Annotated in this window: 19 protein-coding genes; 12 read left to right on the forward strand and 7 right to left on the reverse strand. The window is 70.7% G+C overall.

Annotation, left to right across the window (positions count from 1 at the left end):
* Window positions 1–2 precede the first annotated feature (2 nt).
* Window positions 3–917 carry a diacylglycerol/lipid kinase family protein gene (locus tag KSO98_RS10700; RefSeq protein ID WP_225285530.1) on the reverse strand — a complete coding sequence of 305 codons (915 nt, stop codon included), beginning with the start codon at window positions 915–917 and terminating at the stop codon, window positions 3–5.
* Window positions 918–1,082: 165 nt separating this feature from the next.
* Between KSO98_RS10700 and fbaA the strand changes: the two genes are divergently transcribed.
* From fbaA to KSO98_RS10735, 7 genes are all read left to right on the forward strand, one after another.
* A complete protein-coding gene (fbaA, locus tag KSO98_RS10705) occupies window positions 1,083–2,114 on the forward strand; it encodes a class II fructose-bisphosphate aldolase (RefSeq protein WP_225285532.1) in 1,032 nt (343 codons plus the stop codon).
* Between the two features lie 101 nt (window positions 2,115–2,215).
* The gene (locus KSO98_RS10710) at window positions 2,216–3,373 is read left to right on the forward strand and encodes an ROK family transcriptional regulator (protein WP_225285534.1); all 1,158 of its coding nucleotides are present in this window, start codon (window positions 2,216–2,218) and stop codon (window positions 3,371–3,373) included.
* Window positions 3,374–3,525: 152 nt separating this feature from the next.
* Entirely contained in the window at window positions 3,526–4,854 is a 1,329-nt protein-coding gene (locus KSO98_RS10715; RefSeq protein WP_225285535.1) for an ABC transporter substrate-binding protein, read from the forward strand.
* Between the two features lie 4 nt (window positions 4,855–4,858).
* A complete protein-coding gene (locus tag KSO98_RS10720) occupies window positions 4,859–5,764 on the forward strand; it encodes a carbohydrate ABC transporter permease (protein WP_225285537.1) in 906 nt (301 codons plus the stop codon).
* Window positions 5,761–6,660, forward strand: a complete 900-nt coding sequence (locus KSO98_RS10725) for a carbohydrate ABC transporter permease (protein WP_225285539.1) — start codon at window positions 5,761–5,763, stop codon at window positions 6,658–6,660. Before KSO98_RS10720 ends, KSO98_RS10725 begins: the two co-directional genes overlap by 4 nt.
* Window positions 6,661–6,688: 28 nt before the next feature.
* Window positions 6,689–8,956: an alpha-xylosidase gene (yicI, locus tag KSO98_RS10730; RefSeq protein WP_225285541.1), complete on the forward strand. Its 2,268-nt coding sequence runs from the start codon at window positions 6,689–6,691 to the stop codon at window positions 8,954–8,956.
* Window positions 8,953–10,344 carry a GH1 family beta-glucosidase gene (locus tag KSO98_RS10735; protein ID WP_225285542.1) on the forward strand — a complete coding sequence of 464 codons (1,392 nt, stop codon included), beginning with the start codon at window positions 8,953–8,955 and terminating at the stop codon, window positions 10,342–10,344. Before yicI ends, KSO98_RS10735 begins: the two co-directional genes overlap by 4 nt.
* A gap of 90 nt (window positions 10,345–10,434) precedes the next feature.
* On the opposite strand, the gene KSO98_RS10740 is transcribed toward KSO98_RS10735, so the two are convergent.
* Window positions 10,435–11,949 (reverse strand): DHA2 family efflux MFS transporter permease subunit, encoded by a 1,515-nt coding sequence (locus KSO98_RS10740; RefSeq protein ID WP_225285544.1) that lies wholly within the window; start codon window positions 11,947–11,949, stop codon window positions 10,435–10,437.
* Window positions 11,950–11,986: 37 nt separating this feature from the next.
* Here KSO98_RS10740 and KSO98_RS10745 point away from each other — a divergent pair, with 37 nt between their 5' ends.
* From KSO98_RS10745 to KSO98_RS10755, 3 genes are read left to right on the forward strand one after another with little or no spacing between them, the layout of a single operon-like run.
* The gene (locus KSO98_RS10745) at window positions 11,987–12,415 is read left to right on the forward strand and encodes a DUF3151 domain-containing protein (RefSeq protein WP_225285545.1); all 429 of its coding nucleotides are present in this window, start codon (window positions 11,987–11,989) and stop codon (window positions 12,413–12,415) included.
* A gap of 10 nt (window positions 12,416–12,425) precedes the next feature.
* Window positions 12,426–13,931: a lysine--tRNA ligase gene (gene lysS, locus KSO98_RS10750; protein ID WP_308012757.1), complete on the forward strand. Its 1,506-nt coding sequence runs from the start codon at window positions 12,426–12,428 to the stop codon at window positions 13,929–13,931.
* Window positions 13,932–13,959: 28 nt separating this feature from the next.
* Window positions 13,960–14,958: a helix-turn-helix domain-containing protein gene (locus tag KSO98_RS10755; protein ID WP_225285546.1), complete on the forward strand. Its 999-nt coding sequence runs from the start codon at window positions 13,960–13,962 to the stop codon at window positions 14,956–14,958.
* A 34-nt stretch (window positions 14,959–14,992) separates the two neighbouring features.
* Here KSO98_RS10755 and KSO98_RS10760 read toward each other — a convergent pair whose 3' ends face one another.
* Window positions 14,993–15,853: a helix-turn-helix transcriptional regulator gene (locus KSO98_RS10760; RefSeq protein ID WP_225285547.1), complete on the reverse strand. Its 861-nt coding sequence runs from the start codon at window positions 15,851–15,853 to the stop codon at window positions 14,993–14,995.
* Window positions 15,854–15,956: 103 nt separating this feature from the next.
* On the opposite strand from KSO98_RS10760, the gene KSO98_RS10765 reads away from it, so the two are divergent.
* Window positions 15,957–16,712 carry an SDR family oxidoreductase gene (locus tag KSO98_RS10765; protein WP_225285549.1) on the forward strand — a complete coding sequence of 252 codons (756 nt, stop codon included), beginning with the start codon at window positions 15,957–15,959 and terminating at the stop codon, window positions 16,710–16,712.
* A gap of 33 nt (window positions 16,713–16,745) precedes the next feature.
* On the opposite strand, the gene KSO98_RS10770 is transcribed toward KSO98_RS10765, so the two are convergent.
* The 3 genes from KSO98_RS10770 to KSO98_RS10780 are packed head-to-tail and all read right to left on the reverse strand — an operon-like array spanning window position 16,746 to window position 19,215.
* On the reverse strand, window positions 16,746–17,366 hold the full coding sequence (locus KSO98_RS10770; protein WP_225285551.1) for a TetR/AcrR family transcriptional regulator: 621 nt from the start codon (window positions 17,364–17,366) through the stop codon (window positions 16,746–16,748).
* Between the two features lie 38 nt (window positions 17,367–17,404).
* The gene (locus KSO98_RS10775) at window positions 17,405–18,088 is read right to left on the reverse strand and encodes an ABC transporter ATP-binding protein (protein WP_225285553.1); all 684 of its coding nucleotides are present in this window, start codon (window positions 18,086–18,088) and stop codon (window positions 17,405–17,407) included.
* Window positions 18,085–19,215: an ABC transporter permease gene (locus KSO98_RS10780; protein ID WP_225285555.1), complete on the reverse strand. Its 1,131-nt coding sequence runs from the start codon at window positions 19,213–19,215 to the stop codon at window positions 18,085–18,087. Before KSO98_RS10780 ends, KSO98_RS10775 begins: the two co-directional genes overlap by 4 nt.
* A gap of 296 nt (window positions 19,216–19,511) precedes the next feature.
* On the opposite strand from KSO98_RS10780, the gene KSO98_RS10785 reads away from it, so the two are divergent.
* Window positions 19,512–19,736 (forward strand): helix-turn-helix domain-containing protein, encoded by a 225-nt coding sequence (locus KSO98_RS10785; RefSeq protein WP_225285557.1) that lies wholly within the window; start codon window positions 19,512–19,514, stop codon window positions 19,734–19,736.
* Here the strand turns inward: KSO98_RS10785 and KSO98_RS10790 are convergent.
* Window positions 19,694–20,740, reverse strand: a complete 1,047-nt coding sequence (locus KSO98_RS10790; protein WP_225285558.1) for a helix-turn-helix transcriptional regulator — start codon at window positions 20,738–20,740, stop codon at window positions 19,694–19,696. The two genes, KSO98_RS10785 and KSO98_RS10790, sit on opposite strands and share 43 nt — an antisense overlap.
* Window positions 20,741–20,783: the final 43 nt, after the last annotated feature.

Genomic DNA, 20,783 nt, shown 5'->3' on the forward strand with positions numbered 1-20,783 from the left:
GCTCAGGCTCCGGCCGAGCCCTCGTCGGGGAGGAGGAGTGAGTAGGCGGCCGGCAGGATCCGCCAGGCCCGGCGACGGTGCGGCCCGGTCAGCTCACCGTCGGCGCTGCACCAGAAGTCCTCACCGCTGACCTCGACCCGCTGCCCGCGCCGGTACGTGACATCGCCGCGCTGCGGGTGGCGGCCGATCACCACCCCGGCGGCGTACGTGAGCCGCGAGCCGAGGGAGCGGGTGGCCGCGATCAGGACGTCGAGGTCGCCGTCGTCGGGCCGGGCATCGGGGGTCAGTGGCGCTCCGCCACCGACGTACGAGCCGTTGCCGACCGCGACCTGCAGCACGGGCCGCGCGTCGGTGCTGATCAGCTCGCCGTCGACATGCACGCTCACCCGGACGTCCTCGGGGGAGAAGATCGCGCGGAACGCGCCGATGGCGTACCCGATCCGGCCCCAGCGCTCCTTCCAGCTCTCGCCGGCGTGCGCCGCGTCGGCTCCGGCGCCCGCGTGCACGTTGTTGACCACCACGGTGCCCTCCTCCTCGTCGAGGAGCAGGTCCAGGCCGTGCGGGCGGCCGGTGACGATGATCTCGGCGGCATCGGCCGGCCCGCGCGGTCCGACCGGCAGCCCCAGTCCGCGGGCGAAGTCGTTGCCGGTGCCCAGCGGCAGCAGGCCCATCGGGCCGCGGTCCAGCTCTCCGCGATGGTGCAGCCGGTCGAGTACGGCGTGCAGGCTGCCGTCGCCGCCGGCGATCACCAGGGTGCGCTCCGCGCGTTGGTCCAGCGCCCTGTCGAGCTCCTCGGGGCTGCTGGTGGTGACCACCTCGACCGGGCCCGCGGCGCGCAGCACCGTGAGTGCCTCCTCGATCGTGGTGTCGTCGGTGTTCCCGGCCGCCGGGGAGGCGAGGACGAGGTAGGAAGTCATGCTGCACGGTAGCCATAAGTGCCCGTGGTGGACTTCACACCTCTTGGATCGTGCCAAGCGCGCAGTTGGATCGTGCCAACGGATCGAGGCGCTGACGGGGCCCGGATCCGGCCCTAGATTGAGGTGAAGTCAAGCCTGTTCTGCCCCGCTGAGGAGTCCTCCGACATGCCGATCGCCAGCCCCGAGAAGTACGCCGAGATGATCGCGACCGCGAAGTCGCACGGCTTCGCGTATCCCGCGATCAACGTCTCGTCGTCGCAGACGCTCAACGCTGCGCTGGCCGGCTTCGCGGAGGCCGGCTCCGACGGCATCATCCAGGTCTCGACCGGCGGCGCCGAGTACCTGTCGGGCCCGACCGTGAAGAACATGGTCAGCGGCTCGCTCGCCTTCGCCGCGTACGCCACCGAGGTCGCCAAGCAGTACGACGTGAACATCGCGCTGCACACCGACCACTGCCCCGAGGACAAGCTCGACGGCTTCGTCCGCCCGCTGCTCGAGGCCTCGGCCGAGCGCGTCGCCCGCGGCGAGGCCCCGCTGTTCCAGAGCCACATGTGGGACGGCTCGGCCGTGCCGCTGGACCAGAACCTCAAGATCGCCGAGGAGCTCCTCGCCAAGGCCAAGGCCGCGAAGGTCATCCTCGAGATCGAGGTCGGCGTGGTGGGCGGCGAGGAGGACGGCGTCCACGGCGCCATCGACGAGAAGCTCTACTCCACCCCCGAGGACGCGATCGCGACCGTCGAGGCCCTCGGTCTCGGCGAGCAGGGCGAGTACCTCACCGCGCTGACCTTCGGCAACGTGCACGGCGTGTACAAGCCGGGCAACGTCAAGCTGCGCCCGGAGATCCTCAAGGAGGCCCAGGCCGCGATCGTCGCCAAGTTCGGCGACGCGCTCGGCGACAAGCCGCTCAACCTGGTCTTCCACGGCGGCTCGGGCTCCTCGACCGAGGAGATCTGCGCGGCCGTGTCGTACGGCGTGGTGAAGATGAACGTCGACACCGACACCCAGTACGCGTACACCCGCCCCGTGGCCGACCACATGCTCCACCACTACGAGGGCGTCCTCAAGGTCGACGGCGAGGTCGGCGACAAGAAGTGCTACGACCCGCGCAACTGGGGCAAGCTCGCCGAGGCGGGGATGAGCGCCCGCGTGGTCGAGGCCTGCCAGGCGCTCAGCTCCGCGGGCCGCTCGATCGGCTGAGACACCGCCGGATGACGGGTCCGACCGGGCCGGACCGGGCGTTCGCCGCCCGTTTGTTGTTCTAACGAACAAACGGGACGCCCGATGCTAGGGTCAGGCGCATGGTCAGGGGCGGGACGACGGAGCAGCTGCGACGTGCCAACCTGTCGCGCGTCCTCGAGCTCCTGCACGAGGACGGCCCGCACTCGCGTGCCGATCTGACCCGCCTCGTCGGCTCGAGCCGCTCGACGATGGCCGGGGTCGTCACCGAGCTCGAGGAGCTCGGCCTGGTCGCCGAGAGCATGCCGGAGCTGACCGGCGGCGCCGGCCGTCCGAGCGGCGTGGTGAGCGTCAACCCCGACGTCGTCGCGGTGACCGTCAACCCCGAGGTCGACGCCGTCCACGTCGGGCTCGTGGGCCTCGGCGGTCGCGTGATCAAGCACGCCCGCATCGAGGTGCCCGACACCGACGTGACCACGGTCGTCTCGCTGGCGGCCGCCACCATCCGCGGCATGCTCAGCGACGATCCTCCCCGCTATCGCGTGCTCGGCGTCGGCCTGGCCGTCCCCGGTCAGGTGCGGATCAGCGACGGCGTCGTACGCCAGGCCACGCACCTGGGCTGGAGCGAGGTCCCGCTGACGGACCTGATCACCCATGCGACCGGGCTGCCGGCCTGGGCGGCCAACGCGGCCACCCTGGCGATGCGGGCCGAGAGCCGGCTCGGCGCCGGCAAGGGCGTCGCTGACCTGGTCTATCTCATCGGCGGCGCGAGTGGTGTCGGCGGTGGCGCGGTGGTCGGGGGCCATCTGCTCACCGGCAGCGCCGGCTACGCCGGGGAGTTCGGCCACACCGTCGTCACCCCGGGCGGGACGCCCTGCCACTGCGGCGGGCGGGGCTGCCTGGAGGCCGAGGTGGATCAGGCGACGCTGCTGGCCGCGGTCGGGCTCGGCTCGGCCGATGCCGGCCGGCTCGGGGAGCGCCTCAAGGCGAGCGGGGACCCGGAGGTCGTCGCGTTGGTGGCAGATCGATCGGCCCGGCTCGCGGTCGCCGTACGCAACGCCCTCAACGTCTTCAACCCGCAGGCGATCGTGCTCTCGGGCCACCTCGCAGCCCTGCATGAGGCCAGCGAGCTCGACCTGATCGCCGAAGGCGTCGCCTCCTCGCGGGAGGCTGTCGAGATCCGGTCGGCGGCGCTCGGCGACGAGCAGCTCATGATCGGCGCCGCGGAGCTGGTGTGGAGCGAGCTGCTCGCCGACCCCGCCGGCCTGCTGGCGCGCTGACTCCTCCCGCCACGACCAAATCTCAGCCGATCGGCTGAGATTTGTCGTCGTTGTGTCTTGCGTCACCTCGATTCCCGACATATGTTCGGGTCCAGAACAAAAGGAAGCGGCGTCCCGAGTACCCCGCTCCGGATCGTCGAGGAGGATTCACCATGCGCAGCAAGGGTCTTGCGCTCGGAGCCATCGCCGCAGCCACCGCACTGGTGCTGTCGGCCTGCGGTGGCTCGAGCAGCGGCAGCAGTGCCCACGACAAGGTCAGCACGACGGTGGACGGCAAGGGCCGCACCCTGACCCTGTGGGACTACGAAGACGACACGTCCGCCATGGGCGTGGCCTGGAAGGCCGCGATCAAGAAGTTCGAGGAGGAGACCGGCGCCAAGGTCGCGTTCGAGAACAAGGCCTTCGAGCAGATCCGCACCACCGCCAGCCAGGTCCTCAACTCCGACGAGGCGCCCGACATCCTGGAGTACAACAAGGGCAACGCCACCGCCGGCCTGCTCGCCAGCCAGGGCCTGCTCACCAACCTCGACGAGGCCGCCACCACCTTCGGGTGGGACAAGAAGCTCTCCACCAGCCTGCAGACCACCGCCCGGTACGACGACAAGGGCGTGATGGGCTCGGGCAGCTGGTACGGCGTGCCGAACTACGGCGAGTACGTGGAGTTCTACTACAACGCCGATCTGTTCAAGAAGAACAACATCAAGATCCCGACGACGGCCGACGAGCTCGAGCAGGCGATGGCCGCGTTCAAGGCCAAGGGCATCACGCCGCTCGCCGAGTCCGCGGCCGAGTATCCGCTGGGCCAGCTCTGGTACCAGCTGGCGCTCTCCAAGGCCGACCGCTCCTGGGTCGACGGCTACCAGACCTACAAGACGAAGACCGACTTCTCCGGCCCGGAGATCTCCTACGCCACCCAGACGATCAAGGACTGGGAGGACAAGGGCTACATCTCCAAGGACGCCACCGGCCAGAAGGCCGAGGACGCCGGCGTCAGCTTCATCAACGGCAAGGCGCCGATGTTCTTCTCCGGCAGCTGGTGGTACGGCCGGTTCGTCGACGAGGCGAAGTTCAACTGGACCACCGGCCTCTTCCCGGGTGCCACGATGTCGCCGGGCTCCTCGGGCAACCTGTGGGTCGTCCCGACCAAGGCCGAGAACAAGGACCTCGCCTACAAGTTCATCGACATCACGATGAGCCCCGAGATCCAGAACCTCATGGGCAACCACGGCGGCGTACCCGTCACGGCGGACCCGGCCGCGATCACCGACGCGAAGAGCAAGGAGCTGATCGCCAACTTCAACAAGCTGACCGGCCAGGACGGTCTCGCGTTCTACCCCGACTGGCCGACCCCGACGTTCTACGACCAGCTCAACGCCGGCCTGCAGGAGCTGCTGAACGGCAGCAAGTCGCCGGCCGACGTCGACAAGGAGCTCGGCCAGGAGTACCAGGACGGCGTCGACACCATCACCGGCGGGGCGTGAGCTGATGATCGGGCACCGCCGTGAAGCCGGGTATTGGCTCTACCTCCTTCCAGGACTCGTCCTGGTCACGGCGGTGATCCTGATCCCGCTCGCACAGAACGTCTACTACAGCTTCACCGACTACCGCGGCATCCGGCCGCCGCAGTGGATCGGCCTCGACAACTGGGACAAGCTGCTGCACGACGACAAGTTCTGGAAGTCGTTCGAGAACAGCATCGCGATGATCATCGCGATGGTGATCATCCCGACCCTCCTGGGCCTGCTGATCGCCGCGGTCCTCTTCGACCTGGTCGGCAAGAGGTTCGGCGGCCGGGTGGCCAGCTTCCTGCGCGCCACCTACTACATCCCGCAGATCATCCCGATCGTGGTCGCCTCGATCGTGATCGGCTGGATCGCGCGGCCCGACGACGGCGCCGCCAACCAGCTCCTCGGCCTGATCGGCCTCGACGGGGCCCGGCAGAACTGGCTCGGCGACCCCACCTGGGCGCTCCCGACCATCATGGCGGTCCTGATCTGGGTCCAGCTCGGCTACCCGGTCGTCGTCTTCATGGCGGCGCTCCAGCGGGTCGACCCCGAGCTGTACGAGGCCGCCGAGCTCGACGGCGCCAACTGGTGGCACCGCTTCCGGGCGATCACGATCGCGGTCATCCGTCCCGAGATCTTCGTGGTCACGCTGACCTGCACCATCGCCGCCCTGAAGGTCTTCGCCCCGGTCTACGCACTCACCCGCGGTGGCCCCGGCACCTCGACGATCGTGCCCAGCTACTACTCGTACAGCGAGTTCTTCCAGTCCCAGCAGGTCGGCTACGGCGCCACCGTCGCCACCGCGCTGACCATCGTGATCCTGATCGTCGCCACTCTCTTCCTGGTGGCCCAGCGTCGCGCCGAGCGAGCGGAGGAGGCCCGATGAGCGCCCTCTTGAAGGCACCCGCACCGGCGGGGGAGAAGAAGGCCGCGCCGGTGAAGGCCCCGACCGTACGGCCACGGCGCACCGCGCTCGACTGGATCCTGCTGGTGGTCGCCGTCATCGGCGCCCTGGCCGTGATCTTCCCGCTGATCCTGATCGTGCTGAACTCGTTCAAGTCGCCTGAGGACTACAACAACGGCGGTCCGCTCCACCTGCCGTCCCACCTCTACTTCGGCGGCATCAAGCGCTTCTGGAACGGCGTCGACTTCCCGCTCAAGCTGTGGAACTCGATCTTCATCTCCGGCATGGTCGCCGTCTTCGGCGTGCTGATCTCGCTGTTCAACGCGTACGGCCTCGGCATCGGCCGGGTGAAGGGGCGCCTGCCTCTGCTGGTGGTCTTCCTGCTGGCGAACATGCTGCCGCAGGAGGCGCTGCTCTACCCGCTGTACAACGAGTTCAAGTCGCTCGGCCTGTACGACAGCAAGTGGGCGGTGATCATCATCTTCACCGTCATCCAGAGCGCCTTCGGCACCTACCTGCTCTCCAGCGTCTACAGCACGTTCCCGCGCGAGCTCCTCGAGGCGGCCGCGATGGACGGCGCCGGCCGCTGGCGGACGCTGTGGCAGGTCGTCGTGCCGGTCTCCAAGCAGACCCTGGCCGTGCTCCTGATCTTCTTCTTCATCTGGACCTGGAACGAGTTCCTCATCCCGGTCACCTTCCTGGTCAGCAACGACAACCAGACCATCCCGCTCGCGGTCAGCAGCCTGCAGGGGGAGCACATGTCGGACATCACCACCACGAGCGCCTCCGCGCTGCTGGGCCTGCTGCCGACGCTCATCTTCTTCCTCATCTTCCAGCGCACCCTGACCCGCGGCGTCACCGCCGGCGCGGTCAAGTGACGCTCCTGCCCTTCCGAAAGGCACTCCAGTGAAGTTCACCGACGGGTTCTGGCAGCTCCGGCCCGACACCACCGTCCTGTACGCCCAGGAGGCGTACGACATCGAGGCGGGCGACGGCGCGCTCGTCGTCACCGCGCCGACCCGGGTGATCGCCGGCCGCGGCGACACCCTCAACCGAGCCACCTTCACGGTCACGCTGACCTCCCCCCTCCCAGGCGTGATCGGGGTCCGGATCGAGCACTTCCGCGGTGCTCGCCGGCCGCTCGGCTTCGACCTCGTCGGTGCAACCTCCGGTGCCGGCGAGGTCGAGGTCGAGGCCGACGGCACGGGCGTGCTGCGCAGCGGTGGGCTCAGTGCCGTGGTGACACCCGGCGCCCCGTACGGACTGCGCTTCGAGGCCGACGGGAAGGTCCTCACGGCCAGCGGCCACAAGTCGGTCGGTCACGCGACCACCCCTGAGGGAGTCTTCGTGCACGAGCAGCTCGCGCTCGGTGTCGGCGAGCTGGTCTACGGCCTCGGCGAGCGCTTCGGCCCGCTGGTGAAGAACGGCCAGACGGTCGACATCTGGAACGCCGACGGCGGCACCTCGAGCGAGCAGGCCTACAAGAACGTCCCGTTCTACCTGACCAACCGTGGCTACGGCGTCCTGGTCAACCACACCGGCGCGGTCTCGTACGAGGTCGGCAGCGAGGCCGTCGAGCGGGTGCAGTTCTCCGTGCCCGGCGAGAGCCTCGAGTACTACGTCATCCTCGGGCCGACGCCCGCCGAGGTCCTCGACCGCTACACCCGGCTGGTCGGGCGGCCCGCCGCGGTGCCGGCGTGGAGCTACGGGCTGTGGCTCTCGACGTCCTTCACCACCCAGTACGACGAGGGCACCGTCACCGGCTTCATCGAGGCGATGGCCGAGCGGAGCCTGCCGCTGTCGGTCTTCCACTTCGACTGCTTCTGGATGCGCGAGTTCAACTGGTGCGACTTCGAGTGGGACCCCCGCGTCTTCCCGGACCCCGAGGGCATGCTCAAGCGGCTGCACGAGGAGCAGGACGTGCACGTCTGCGTCTGGATCAACCCGTACATCGCACAACGCTCGCCGCTCTTCGACGAGGCCGCCGCCCAGGGATTCCTGGTCAAGCGCGCCGACGGCACGGTGTGGCAGTGGGACAAGTGGCAGGCCGGAATGGGCCTGGTCGACTTCACCCACCCCGGGGCGACCGCCTGGTACCAGGACAAGCTGCGCCGCCTGATCGGGCAAGGCGTGGACGCCTTCAAGACCGACTTCGGCGAGCGGATCCCCACCGACGTGGTCTGGCACGACGGCTCGGACCCCGTCGAGATGCACAACTGGTACACCCAGCTCTACAACCAGGCCGTCCACGACGTGCTCGTGACCGAGCGCGGCGACGGCGAGGCGGTGCTGTTCGCCCGGTCGGCGACCGTCGGCGGGCAGCGGCTGCCGGTGCACTGGGGCGGCGACTCGACCTCCACGTACGAGTCGATGGCCGAGACCCTGCGCGGCGGGCTCTCGCTGGCGCTGAGCGGCTTCGGGTTCTGGAGCCACGACATCGGCGGCTTCGAGGGCACCCCGGACGCGGGCGTCTTCAAGCGCTGGACCGCCTTCGGCCTGCTGTCGAGCCACTCCCGCTTCCACGGCAGCGACAGCTACCGGGTGCCGTGGACCTTCGACACCGACCCGGTCACCGGCGCCGTCGACGAGGGGCCGCAGAGCGCGGTCGCGGTCACCCGCCGCTTCACCGAGCTCAAGCTCTCGTTGATGCCCTACCTCTATGCCGCCGGCCGGGAGGCCACCGAGCGCGGGCTGCCACTGATGCGGCCGATGGTCGTCGCGTTCCCGGGCGACCCGGGGGCCGCCTACCTCGACCGGCAGTACATGCTCGGCCCGGACCTGCTGGTCGCGCCGGTGTTCAGCGCCACCGGCGAGGTCGAGGTCTACCTCCCGGCCGGCACCTGGACCGACTGGTGGACGGGCGAGACCGTCACCGGCGGTGGCTGGCGCCGCGAGCAGCACGGCTTCGACACCTTGCCGCTCTACGTCCGCGCCGGTGCGGTGATCCCGGTAGGCGCCCGGACCGACCGCCCCGACTACGACTATCGCGACGGCCTGGAGCTGCGGGTCTTCCCGGGTCTCGCGGTAGGGGAGGAGAGGCTGGTGGAGGTCACCACGCCGAGCGGCGAGACGGCTACGTACGCGATCACGATCGGTGCCGACGGCGGCGCGAGCGTCACCACCGATGAGACCGGCTGGACGCTGCGCGACCTCGGGTCGGAGGCGAGCCGGTGAGTGAGCCCTCCCTGCCCGACGGCTTCCTCTTCGGCGCCGCCACCGCGGCCTATCAGATCGAGGGCGCGGTGACCGAGGACGGCCGCGGCCCCAGCATCTGGGACACCTTCAGCCACATGCCGGGAAAGACGGCCAACGGCGAGACCGGCGACGTCGCGGCTGACCACTACCACCGGCTCGACGCCGACCTGGACCTCGTCGCGGGTCTCGGCCTGGACGCGTACCGCTTCTCCATCGCGTGGCCGCGGATCATCCCAGCCGGCACGGGGGAGATCAACCCGAAGGGGCTCGACTTCTACGAGCGCCTCGTCGACGGGCTGCTCGCCCGAGGTGTCGAGCCGGTCGCGACCCTCTACCACTGGGACCTGCCGCAGGCCCTCGAGGACCGCGGCGGCTGGCGCAGCCGTGAGACGAGCGCGGCGTTCGGTCCGTACGCCGAGGCGGTCGGGCGCCGGCTCGGTGACCGGGTGAAGATGTGGACCACGCTCAACGAGCCCTTCTGCTCCGCCTACGTCGGCTACGCCGAGGGCCGGCACGCCCCGGGCATCGTCAGCGAGGAGGCATCGCTGCAGGCGGTGCACCACCTCAACCTCGCGCACGGCCACGGCATCGCCGCCCTGCGCTCGGTCGTCACCCGGCCCGACGTCTCGTACTCGGTCACGAACAACCTCGCCGCGCTCTACCCCGAGGATGCCTCGAGCCCCGAGGACCTCGACGCCGTCCGGCAGATCGAGGCCCTGCAGAACCGGGCCTTCACCGAGCCGCAGCTGCGCGGCGTGCTGCCCGAGGACCTGGTCAAGGACACCGCCCACATCACCGACTGGTCCTTCGTGCGGCCCGGCGACCTGGAGCGGATCCACCAGCCGATCGACGTGCTCGGGATCAACTACTACACGACTGGGATCGTCGCGCGCGGTCCCGAGCGTGACACCGTCGGCACGGTCTTCCCCGGCGCGCGGTTCGTACGGGAGGTCCCGCAGCCCGGCCCGCACACCGAGATGGGCTGGCATCTCGCCCCGTGGGGGATCTACGACCTGCTCGCCTGGGCGCACGAGCGCTACCCCGACGTCGACCTGATGATCACCGAGAACGGTGCGGCGTTCGCGGACGAGGTGGTCGTCGAGGACGGCGCGCGGCGCGTGCACGACACCGCCCGCCTCGACTATCTGCGCAGCCACCTCTCCGAGGCGCTGCGGGCGCAGGCCGACGGCATCCCGCTGACGGGGTACTTCGCGTGGTCGCTGATGGACAACTACGAGTGGGCCCGGGGCTATGCCAAGCGGTTCGGCCTCATCCACGTCGACTTCGAGACCCAGGAGCGGACGCTGAAGGACAGCGGCCGCTGGGTCGCCGAGCTCACTGCCCGCCGGGCGCTCACGGCCGGGTAGTGCGGGGCCGCGGAGTCAGGCCGCGCCCGTCACGTCGCACGCCCCGAGCACAGCACTGTGCTCGGGGCGTACGACGTCGTTGCGACGGGATCAGTCGAGGGAGTGGGCCTCGGCCGGGACGGCCCCGGGGGCAGCGGCGAAGCCGGTGTGCTGCGGGCGCTCGTAGAACATCACCGCGACGAAGCCGATCACGAAGAGCAGGACCGGCAGCCAGACCGCATCCGACATCGCCTGCGAGAACAGGTCGGCGACGTGCGGGTCCTTGATCTGCTGCGCGCCGGCCTCACCGTGCACCTGCACGTTGCTGCCGAGCTCGGCGAAGTGGTGCGAGATGCGGGCGTCCATGATCACGGCGATGGCGGCCGAGCCCATCACGGAGCCGACCTGGCGGGTGGCGTTGTAGACACCCGAGCCGGCGCCGGCCAGATGCATCGGAAGGTTGCGGGTCGCGGTCGCGGCGGTCGGGGCCCAGATGAACGCGTTGCCGATGCCGATGACCACCATCGAGACGCACAGCAGCCAGATGTTCGCATCCGGCTTGAGCTGGAGTGCGAGGGTCAGCATGCCGACGAAGCTCGCGGCGAAGCCGAAGCCCATGATCTGGCGCGGGTGCAGCCGGTCCGTGAGGCCACCGACCTGCTTGGCCAGCAGGATCGACATGACGGCCATCGGCACCATCAGCAGCGCGGCGCGGGTCGGGCTGTAGCCGCGGACCGCCTGGGCCCACAGCATCAGCGGGTAGCCCATCGAGGCGCCGACCGCGCCCATCGCGGTGATGGCGGCGTTGGAGACCGAGAAGTTGCGGTCCTTGAACAGGCCGAGCGGCACCAGCGGCTCGTTCTTGTTCTTGGCCTGCCAGTAGACGAAGGCCGTCAGCATCACGACGCCGCCGATGATCATCGTGAGGATCCAGGGCTCCCAGTGGTGCTCGTGGCCCTCCTGGATGCCGAAGGCGAGCAGGAAGAGGCCGACGCCCGAGAGGGCGACGCCGAGCCAGTCGAACTTGTGCTCGTGGGTCGGCAGCGCCGGCACCAGCAGCACGGCCATCACGAAGGCGACCACGCCGACCGGGACGTTGACGAAGAAGATCCACTCCCAGCCCAGGCCGTCGGTGAGCACGCCACCGGCGATCGGGCCCACGACCATCGCGACACCGGCGGTGGCGCCCCAGACGGCCATCGCCTTGCCGCGGTCGGCCTGCGGGAAGATCCGGGTGATGATCGCCATCGTCTGCGGCGTCATCATCGAGGCGCCGAGACCCTGCACGATCCGGGCGATGATCAGCATCTCGATCGTGCCGGTCAGGCCACACCACAGGGACGCGAGGGTGAAGACCGTCAGGCCGGTGAGGTAGAGGTACTTCGAGCCGAACCGGTCACCGAGTCGACCGGTGATGAGCACCGGCACCGCGTACGCGAGCATGTACGCGCTCGACACCCAGACGACCTGGTTGACGCTGGCGTCGAGTTTGTCGATCAGTGTCGGCGTCGCCACCGTCACGATGGTCAGGTCGACCAGGATCATGAAGAAGCCGATGACGAGCGCGAAGAGCGCCGGCCAGGGCCTCACGTCCGCGGGGGTCTGGGGGGCTGCGGTCTGGGTCACGAACCACAGTCAACACCCGAGGGCTGACAATATTCCCATGACTTTCAACCAGGATCTGATGGCCGGCCCGCCGCCCACCCTTCTTCCGGAGGACCCGGCCGCCGCCGAGCTCGCCTCGTTGCGGGACCCGAGCAAGATCGCCGACGTGGTCGCACGCCACCCCGCGTCGCCGATCGCGTGGGCGACTCTCGGCGCCCTCGCCACCGAGCACCACGCCGACCCGGTCACCATCTACGCGTACGCCCGCGTCGGCTATCACCGCAGCCTGGACGCCCTGCGCCGCAACGGCTGGAAGGGCAACGGCCCGGTGCCGTGGTCGCACGAGCCCAACCGCGGCTTCCTCAGCTGCCTGGCCCTGCTGGCCACTGCCGCGCGCACCATCGGGGAGATGGACGAGTACGAGCGGTGCAGCACGTTCCTGCGCGAGAGCAGCGCCGAGGCGTACGAAGCGCTCATGCACGACTAACATCGCGCCCGTGACCGAGGAGCAGACGACCGCAGCCGCGCCCGAGCAGGACCTGAACGAGCAGATGCAGGTCCGCTTCGACAAGCGGGCGCGCCTGCTCGCCGACGGCCGCGAGGCCTATCCGTCGAACGTCGCGCGCACCCACACGCTCGGGGCCGTGCGCGATGCGTACGCCCACCTCGAGGCCGGCGAGGAGACGCAGGACGTCGTCTCGGTCACGGGCCGCGTCATCTTCGTGCGCAACACCGGCAAGCTCTGCTTCGCCACCCTCCAGGAGGGCGCCGGGGTGCGCCTGCAGGTGATGCTGTCGCTCGCCGAGGTCGGCGAGGAGTCGCTCGCCGACTGGAAGGCCACCATCGACCTCGGTGACCACGTCTCGGTCACCGGGCGCGTCATCTGCTCGCGCCGCGGCGAGCTCTCCATCATGGCCACCGAGTGGCAGATCGCGGCCAAGGCACTGCGCCCGCTGCCGGTCTTCCACAAGGAGCTCTCGGAGGAGACCCGCGTCCGCCAGCGGTACGCCGACCTCATCGTGCGCCAGGAGGCGCGCGACATGGTCCGGACCCGCTCCCTGATCACCCGCTCGGTGCGGCGCACGCTGGAGGACAACGGCTTCCTCGAGCTCGAGACGCCGATCCTGCAGCTCATCCATGGTGGGGCCCACGCGCGCCCGTTCAAGACCCACCTGAATGCCTTCGACCAGGAGATGACGCTCCGCATCGCGCTGGAGCTCAACCTCAAGAAGTCGGTCGTCGGCGGCGTCGAGAAGGTCTTCGAGATCGGCCGGATCTTCCGCAACGAGGGCATCGACTCCACCCACAGCCCCGAGTTCACGATGGTCGAGGGGTACGAGGCGTACGGCGACCAGTTCACGATGGCCGCCCTGATGCGCGAGATGTACCTCGCCGCAGCCGACGCCGTCGGCTCCCGGCAGGTCGAGACCGATCACGGCACCATCGACCTCGATGCCGAGTGGCGCTGGCTGCCGGTCTACGAGGGCGTCTCCGCCGCCGTCGGTGTCGAGATCACCCCGGACACCTCGCTCGAGGAGCTCGCCGCGATCGCCGCCAAGCACGAGGTCGAGATCGACGCGTCGTGGTCGGCCGGCAAGGTCGTCATGGAGCTGTGCGGCGAGCTCGTCGAGCCCGGCCTGATGCAGCCGACGTTCCTGTGCGACTTCCCGGCCGAGGCGCAGCCGCTCGCCCGGCTCAACTCCGAGGACCCGCGCAAGGTGCTCGCCTGGGACCTCATCATCGGCGGCGTCGAGCGGGGCACCGCGTTCACCGAGCTGATCGACCCGGTCATCCAGCGCGACGTGCTCACCGCCCAGTCGCTCAAGGCCGCCGGCGGCGACCCCGAGGCGATGCAGCTGGACGAGGACTTCCTGCGTGCGCTCGAGTACGGCGCCCCGCCGATGGGCGGCTTCGGTCTCGGGCTGGACCGGATGATCATGCTCTTCACCGGTGCCGGGATCCGCGAGACGATCCTCTTCCCGCTGCTCAAGCCCGAGGCGTAGGCGCCGACCCGTCGGTAGGGTCGCCGCTATGGAGGCCCTGGGCACGGACAAGCTCGTCGCGGCCCTCGGCCTCGCGCCGGAGGTCGCGCGCTTCTACCTGCGCATCCTGCCGCTCTCCGGCTCGCCGGTGGCCGACGTGGCCCGGCAGCTGGACGTCGGACGCGCCGAGTTCGACGTCCTCGCGGCCGACCTGATCGCGTCCGGCGCCCTGGTCATCGACGACGAGCGCCTCGACGTGCTCGCGCCGCCGCAGGCGCTGTCCCTCGTCATCGAGCGGGCCGCCGACCGGGCGCGCAGCGCCTATGAGCAGCTGCTCAGCGTCAGCCGCGCGGTGCCGCACCTGGTCGCCGACGGCGAGCAGGCGCAGCGACCGCGCGGGGCCGACTACACCGAGCCGATCGACGGCGAGGTCACCCACTCCGGCTCGGTCGGGGAGACGATGGCGGGGCTGATCCAGCGCACCTCGGGGAGCATCCGCTGGCTGCGTCCCGACCAGTGGACCCAGCCCTGGGAGGAGGACCTGAAGGACCTGCTCGCCGCGGAGATCTCCCGCGGGCGCAGCGTCCGCGGCATCTATCCCGTACGGGCCCTCACCGACGCGCCCGCGGTGATCCAGGCCCGCGGGGGGATCGGTGAGGAGATCCGGCTGCTGCCGGAGGTGCCCACCCGGCTGCTCGTCATCGGGAGCTCCCACGCACTGGTCCCCGAGCCGCTCGGCAACATCCAGACCACGCCCCGGATCCTCGTGCGCCAGCAGGGCCTGGTCCAGGGCTTCGCGATGCTCTTCGACCAGCTGTGGTCGCGGGCGTCCCCGGTCGAGGAGTACGCGCGCGGCGCCAAGGGGACCGAGGAGCGGCGCCAGCTCCTGCAGCAGCTCGCCCACGGCGCCCAGGACGAGCAGATCGCGCGACGCCTGGGCCTCAGCCTGCGGACGGTGCGTCGGCGTGTCGCCGAGCTGCTCGAGGAGCTCGGCGCCGACTCCCGCTTCCAGGCCGGCGTCGAGGCCGCGAAGCGCGGGTGGCTCTGAACGGAGCCGGTGACGGCGACCAGATACTCCTCCTCTACTCGGCCGAGCCCGGCAGCGACTCCGCTCGCGCGCTCGAGCTGCTCGGCGACGGGGCGCTCAGCGAGCCGAGCGCGGCCAGGCGCTCCGCGCTGTCGGTGCCGGGCTCGGGGTAGTAGACGACGAGCAGCACGCCCTCGACCGGGAGCTTGTCGCGGTGCAGCTCCAGCGGCCCGACGACGGGATGACGGAGCCGTGCGGTGCCGCCGTCGAGGCGGCGTACGTCGTGGCGCGCCCACAGCTCACGGAACCGGGCACTCGCCAGCGACAGCTCGCCGACCAGCTCGATGACCCGGGCGTCGTCGGTGATCGTGTCGATCGAGCCGCGGAACGCGCCGGTCATGTGAGCGGTGGCCTGCTCCCAGTCCTCGTGCAGCTCCCGCTCCTCCGGGTCGAGCAGCAGCGAGCGCAGCCGGTTCTCTCCGGGGCGCAACCGGGGATTGAGCGCCATGGCGAGCGGGTTGGACGCGAGGACGTCGTACGTCGGGCCCTCGACGAAGGCCGGCAGGTCGAGCGTGGCGAGCAGATGGTGCAGTCGCGGGGGCACCCGGTCGACGCGCCGGCGCGGTCGGGCGCGTCGCTGCGGCTGCCCGAGGCTGAGCAGGTAGTCGCGTTCGACCTCGTCGAGCCGGAGCACCCGGGCGAGTGACTCGAGGACCTGCGGTGACGGGTTCGTGTCGCGCCCACGCTCGAGGCGGAGGTAGTAGTCGGCGCTGATGCCGGCGAGCAGCGCGACCTCCTCGCGGCGCAGGCCACTCACCCGGCGCTGCCCCGAGTCGGGCAGCCCGGCCTGCTCCGGTGTGACCAGGGCACGCCGGGCCCGCAGGTAGGTGCCGAGCGGATGGGGGTCGGTGCTCACGCTTCGCACGCTAGTCGCGAAGGGACCCGCGAGGGAGGCCCTGCGACTCCCCGGAAGACGGGGGCCCTCCCGGTCCGTCGTTCCCCCGACGCACGGTGGAAGCATGGAACTGAGCAACCACACTGTCCTCATCGTCGGCGGAACCTCGGGGATCGGGCTCGGTCTCGCGCAGCGCTTCGCGCGGGCCGGCAGCACCGTGATCATCGGCGGGCGTCGTACGGAACCCGTCGCCGACCCGCCCGAGAAGGTGCACAGCGTCGCCATCGACGTCACCGATGCCGAGTCCGTCGCCCGCGCCCGTGACGAGGTGCTGGAGCGCTTCCCCGATCTCGACCTGGTGGTGACCATGGCCGGGGTCCTCCTGGTCGAGGACCTGCGCGATCCGGCCCACTTCGAGACCGCCGAGACCACCATCGCCGTCAACGTGCTCGGCACCATCAGGACGATCGACGCGTTCACCCCGCACCTGATCGGGCGCGGCGCGGGCACCTTCATGACCGTCAGCTCGGGCATCGGCTTCCTGCCGTTCCCGCCGATGGCGACGTACGCCGCCTCGAAGGCGGCGGTCCACGCATACTCCGAGGCGCTGCGCGCCCAGCTCGACGGCACCGGTGTCGGCGTGATTGAGCTGGTGCCCCCGGCCGTCGCGACGACGCCACAGCAGAAGGAGATGAACCCGGCCGCCCTCGACCTCGACGACTACCTCGACGAGGTGACCGAGCTGCTCGCCGCGGAGCCGGCGCCGCGCGAGATCCTGGTGGAGGGCGTACGGATGCATCGCTGGGCCGAGCGCGACGGGACGTACGACGAGCTGGTCGCGAAGCGCTCCCAGGCTCTGTCGATGCTCCCCGGGCGCTGAGCGCCGAGGTCTCCCTGCGAGGGTCCGGGCCGGTCAGCCGGCGTTGGCCGGGCCGCGCTCCAAGTACGGTCCGATCAGGCGCCGCAGGCCGTCGAGCGCGACCCGGCGCGTTGCTGCTCCGTCAGCGTCGTCCGTGGCGGTGTCGCTGTCGACCGCATGCCGCGCGGCTGTGACGATGAGGGTGTCGACGAGGGTGGCCACGGTGTCAGGGTCGGGATCTCCGAAATCCGCCAGAGCATCGCGCAGCGGCCCGCGGATCCGGGCGTGGAAGGCCTCCATCGGACGGCGCAGCACGTCCGGAGCGACGAGCATGGTCAGGGCGCGCGCGACCTGCTGCTCGGAGCTGGTGAAGAGGTCGACGTTGGCCTCGACGTACGCCCAGACCCGAGCGGCGGGGGAGTCGGCCGCCTCGACCCGGTCGAGCACCCGTGCGGCCCAGTCGGGGAAGACGTCGGCAACGACCGCGGCGAGCAGCTCCTCGGCGGAGCCGAAGTACTGGTAGACGCTGGTCCGCGCGAGCCCGGCCCGCTTCCCGATTGCCGCCATCGACGGGAGCTGGGCGGTCTCGCCGAGCAGGTCGCGCGCCGCATCGAGCACCGCACGCCGCTGGTTCGCGTGGTGCTCGGCGACGGTCGGCGCGGCGATGCGTGGCACGAGCTCCTCCTTCGACGTCCTGCTCGGGCGCCGCGCGCTCAGGCCGACGTTGGTGCCAGCCGGCCGTCGATCATCGTGAGCACCCGGTCGCAATGATGCAGCACGTCGTGGTCGTGGGTGACCATCACCGCCGCGACGCCGTGCGCCTGCGCCTCGCGGGCGAGGAGGGCGACGACCTCCTGGCTGCGCTCCCGGTCGAGGGCGGCGGTGGGCTCATCGACGAGGAGTACCCGCGGCCGGGTCATCAGCGCCCGGGCGATGCCGATGCGCTGCCGCTCCCCACCGGAGAGCTGGTGCGGGCGCCGTCCCGCCTTGTGCTCCATGCCGACGGAGGCGAGCATCTCGGCAGGGTCGCGCGGGCCGTCGGGATGCGTGGCACGGCCGAAGGTGAGCGGCAGTCGGAGCTGGTCGAGCGCGGTGAGCGCCGGAATCAGGTTGTCACTCTGGAAGACGAACCCGACTCGCTCGCACCGTATCGCGGTGCGCTGCCGCGGCGTGCAGGCGCTCAGGTCGATGTCGCCGATGTGGACCGTGCCCGAGGTCGGCGTGGTGAGAGCGCCGGCCACGGCCAGCAGGGTCGACTTGCCGGAGCCCGACGCGCCGACGATGGCGACGATCTCGCCGGCGGCGACGTCCAGGCTGACGTCATCGAGCGCGGTGAGCGTCTCCTCGCCGTCGCGGTGCTCGACGGTGACCTCGCTGAGTGAGAGGACGGTGGTCATCGGCTGCCTCCCAGGGCGGTGAGTGGATCGACACGGGTGATGCGCACGACGGCCACGGAAGCGCCGGCGACGCCGAGGACGATCAACAGCAGGGTCGCGCCGACGATCGGAGTGGTCTCGAGGGCGAACGGCATCGGGGTCGACTCGAGGGCCGCACCGGCGGCGACGCCGAGCGCGACACCGGTGGCCGACGACGCGGTCAGCAGGAACAGTGACTGCAGCAGACTGTCGCGCAGGAGATAGGCCGTGCTGGCGCCCATCGCGCGCAGGACCGCGATCTCGGTGCGCCGCTGGATGGTGAGCACGGTGAAGAAGGCGCCGACGACGAGGGCGGAGATCGCGTAGAGGAAGGCTTGGATGAGCTGGAGCGTCGCCGTCTCGGCCGCGTAGCCGGGTGAGGCGCCGAACGATGCGTGCAAAGTCATCGACGTGGTCCCGGCGGCGTGGTCGCCGGCGGTCAGGTCGACCGAGGCGCCGTCCGCAGCACGCACGCCGACAGCGGTGATCTCGTGGTAGACCCGGTCGGGCACCGGGTCACCCGGGCGCACACCGGCGTGGATCTCCTGCCAGGTACGCAGGTCCACGTAGCCGATGTCGACGTGACCGAAGGTGTTCTGATCAGCGAGCGCGCCCACGACCTTCAGGGTGGTGCCGCTCGGCTCGAGCGTGACCGTGTCGCCGATCCGTACGCCCGCGTCCACAGCAGTCGGGCTGATCGCGATCTGAGCGGGCCCGGTGACGCCGTGTCCCTCCGCGGCACGCGGATTGAGGAACGAGGAAGGCTCCACGCCGAAGATCGCGAAGTCGATCTCCAGGCCGCGGGAGGTGCGGGCGTTGGCCAGCGAGACGCCGAGCGGCGCCGCGGCGGCGACGTGGGGCTGTCCGGCCCAGGTCGCGACGGCGGTGTCCTCGACGACGCTGCGGGTGAACGCGGCGTCCTTGCTGACATCGTGCTGGAAGGCGAGGCTCGTGACCGGCAGCCGCTTGAGGCCGGAGACGCCGTCGTTGACCAAGCCGGCGGACAGACCGCTCAGCAGCACCATGAGGACGGCGATCAGTGCGACGACGGCCCCCATCAGGACGAAGCGCGACCGGGCGAAGCTGAGCTCACGCAACGCGAGGAACATCGACATCACCTCTCGAGGAGTAGTTTGCAGACACCATGTCGGCAAGGTTAGCGACACGGTGTCGGGAACCCAAACATCGGGTCAGCGCGCGGGGTCCGCGAGCGCCCCGGTCGCGCCGAGGGTCGCCAGGAGTTCGGCGGCGTCGAACGCCTGGCCGGGCGCGAGCGCGCCCGAACCACGCACGCGCCCGTCGGCGAGGCGGAGGGCGCCCTCGACGACGATCGGCGCGGTGACCGGTCACGGTCGCCGACCTCGCCGCACGGGCCGGGCTCAGCCCGCGTCAGCTCGCGCGCCGGATGCAGACCGAGCTCCAGGCCGGGCCGCTCGAGTGGCTGCACCGGCAGCGGGTCCTGCGTGCCCAGGAGATGCTGGAGACCACCGACGCCGGCATCGATCGCATCGCGGCGCGCTGCGGCCTGGGCAGTGCGGCGACGTTGCGCCGCCACTTCGTCCGCGCCCTCGGGGTGACCCCGACGGCCTACCGTGCCGCCTTCGGCTCTCGGGCCGAGGGTCCTGGCTGACTGTCCCGCGGCACCACGGTGCGCTCGTCGACGTCATCGGGGGCGTCGCGCGCAGCGGTGCCGAGGCGCGTGGCCACCCTGCGGAGCAGCGCGCGCAGCTCTTCGGGACCCTCGACGCGGAACGGCCGGTCGAGGCCGACGAGCAGCCCGGGGACCCAGTCGAGCCGCTCCGCCCGGATCCGGACCCGTACGCCCCGCCCGGGTGGCTCGAGCTGTTCCAGGAGCGCGACCGATGCGGGCAGCCGGGCACGTACGTCCGCGAGGGTGCCGTCGACGATGACGGTGATGTCGTGACGGTAGGGCGCGGTCGCGAGCGACCTGAGGAAGCGCTGCTGCAGATCGAGGTCGTCGGGGCGGGTGAAGGTGCTCGCCTGCGCCGTCGCCCGGGTGATGCGGTCGAGACGGAAGGAGCGCTCCTCACCGCTCGCTGCATCGGCGGCGAGGACGTACCAGCGCCCGGAGTGCGCGACGATGCCGTACGGCTCGATGGTGCGCCGGCTCTCGGCGCCGTGCCGGTCGACGTACGAGAGCGCCACCGGTTGCTGGGCGCGGGCCGCGCCGGCGATCGCCAGCAGCAGCTCCGGCTGGGGCGCGTGGTCGCTCCCGGCCACGGTCAGCTCCACCGTCTCGAGCAGGGCGTCGACGCGGGCGGCGAGCGGTCTGGGCAGGACGCGTCGGACCTTGGCGATCGCGCTGGAGGTCGCCTGCTCGCTCGCCGCGCCGAGGGCCGTGCCTGAGGCGGCGAGCAGCCCGAGCAGCACGGCGACCGACTCGTCGTCGGTCAGCATCAGCGGTGGCATCCGGTAGCCCGGCGCCAGCCGGTAGCCGCCGTGACGACCGCGGGTCGACCAGACCGGGACCTCCAGCTCGACGAGCTGCTCGACGTATCGGCGCACGGTCCGCTCGTCGACCTCGAGGCGACGGGCCACCGCGGAGGCGGTGTGGGTGCCGCCGGCCTGGAGGAGCTCCAGAAGAGCCAGCACCCGGCTCGTCGGTCCGCTCATGAGGGAATCCTCGCAGAGATACCGGACGGATCCTGTCCGGTAA

Source organism: Nocardioides nematodiphilus (genome assembly GCF_020216525.1).
Classification (GTDB): domain Bacteria; phylum Actinomycetota; class Actinomycetes; order Propionibacteriales; family Nocardioidaceae; genus Nocardioides; species Nocardioides nematodiphilus.

What these genes read in the sequence shown, in the direction of transcription:
- KSO98_RS10700 (WP_225285530.1), bottom strand. Translation starts at nt 917, where the DNA reads ATGACTTCCTACCTCGTCCTCGCCTCCCCGGCGGCCGGGAACACCGAC.
- fbaA (WP_225285532.1), top strand. Translation starts at nt 1,083, where the DNA reads ATGCCGATCGCCAGCCCCGAGAAGTACGCCGAGATGATCGCGACCGCG.
- KSO98_RS10710 (WP_225285534.1), top strand. Translation starts at nt 2,216, where the DNA reads ATGGTCAGGGGCGGGACGACGGAGCAGCTGCGACGTGCCAACCTGTCG.
- KSO98_RS10715 (WP_225285535.1), top strand. Translation starts at nt 3,526, where the DNA reads ATGCGCAGCAAGGGTCTTGCGCTCGGAGCCATCGCCGCAGCCACCGCA.
- KSO98_RS10720 (WP_225285537.1), top strand. Translation starts at nt 4,859, where the DNA reads ATGATCGGGCACCGCCGTGAAGCCGGGTATTGGCTCTACCTCCTTCCA.
- KSO98_RS10725 (WP_225285539.1), top strand. Translation starts at nt 5,761, where the DNA reads ATGAGCGCCCTCTTGAAGGCACCCGCACCGGCGGGGGAGAAGAAGGCC.
- KSO98_RS10745 (WP_225285545.1), top strand. Translation starts at nt 11,987, where the DNA reads ATGACTTTCAACCAGGATCTGATGGCCGGCCCGCCGCCCACCCTTCTT.
- KSO98_RS10755 (WP_225285546.1), top strand. Translation starts at nt 13,960, where the DNA reads ATGGAGGCCCTGGGCACGGACAAGCTCGTCGCGGCCCTCGGCCTCGCG.
- KSO98_RS10765 (WP_225285549.1), top strand. Translation starts at nt 15,957, where the DNA reads ATGGAACTGAGCAACCACACTGTCCTCATCGTCGGCGGAACCTCGGGG.
- KSO98_RS10775 (WP_225285553.1), bottom strand. Translation starts at nt 18,088, where the DNA reads ATGACCACCGTCCTCTCACTCAGCGAGGTCACCGTCGAGCACCGCGAC.
- KSO98_RS10780 (WP_225285555.1), bottom strand. Translation starts at nt 19,215, where the DNA reads ATGTTCCTCGCGTTGCGTGAGCTCAGCTTCGCCCGGTCGCGCTTCGTC.
- KSO98_RS10785 (WP_225285557.1), top strand. Translation starts at nt 19,512, where the DNA reads ATGCAGACCGAGCTCCAGGCCGGGCCGCTCGAGTGGCTGCACCGGCAG.
- KSO98_RS10790 (WP_225285558.1), bottom strand. Translation starts at nt 20,740, where the DNA reads ATGAGCGGACCGACGAGCCGGGTGCTGGCTCTTCTGGAGCTCCTCCAG.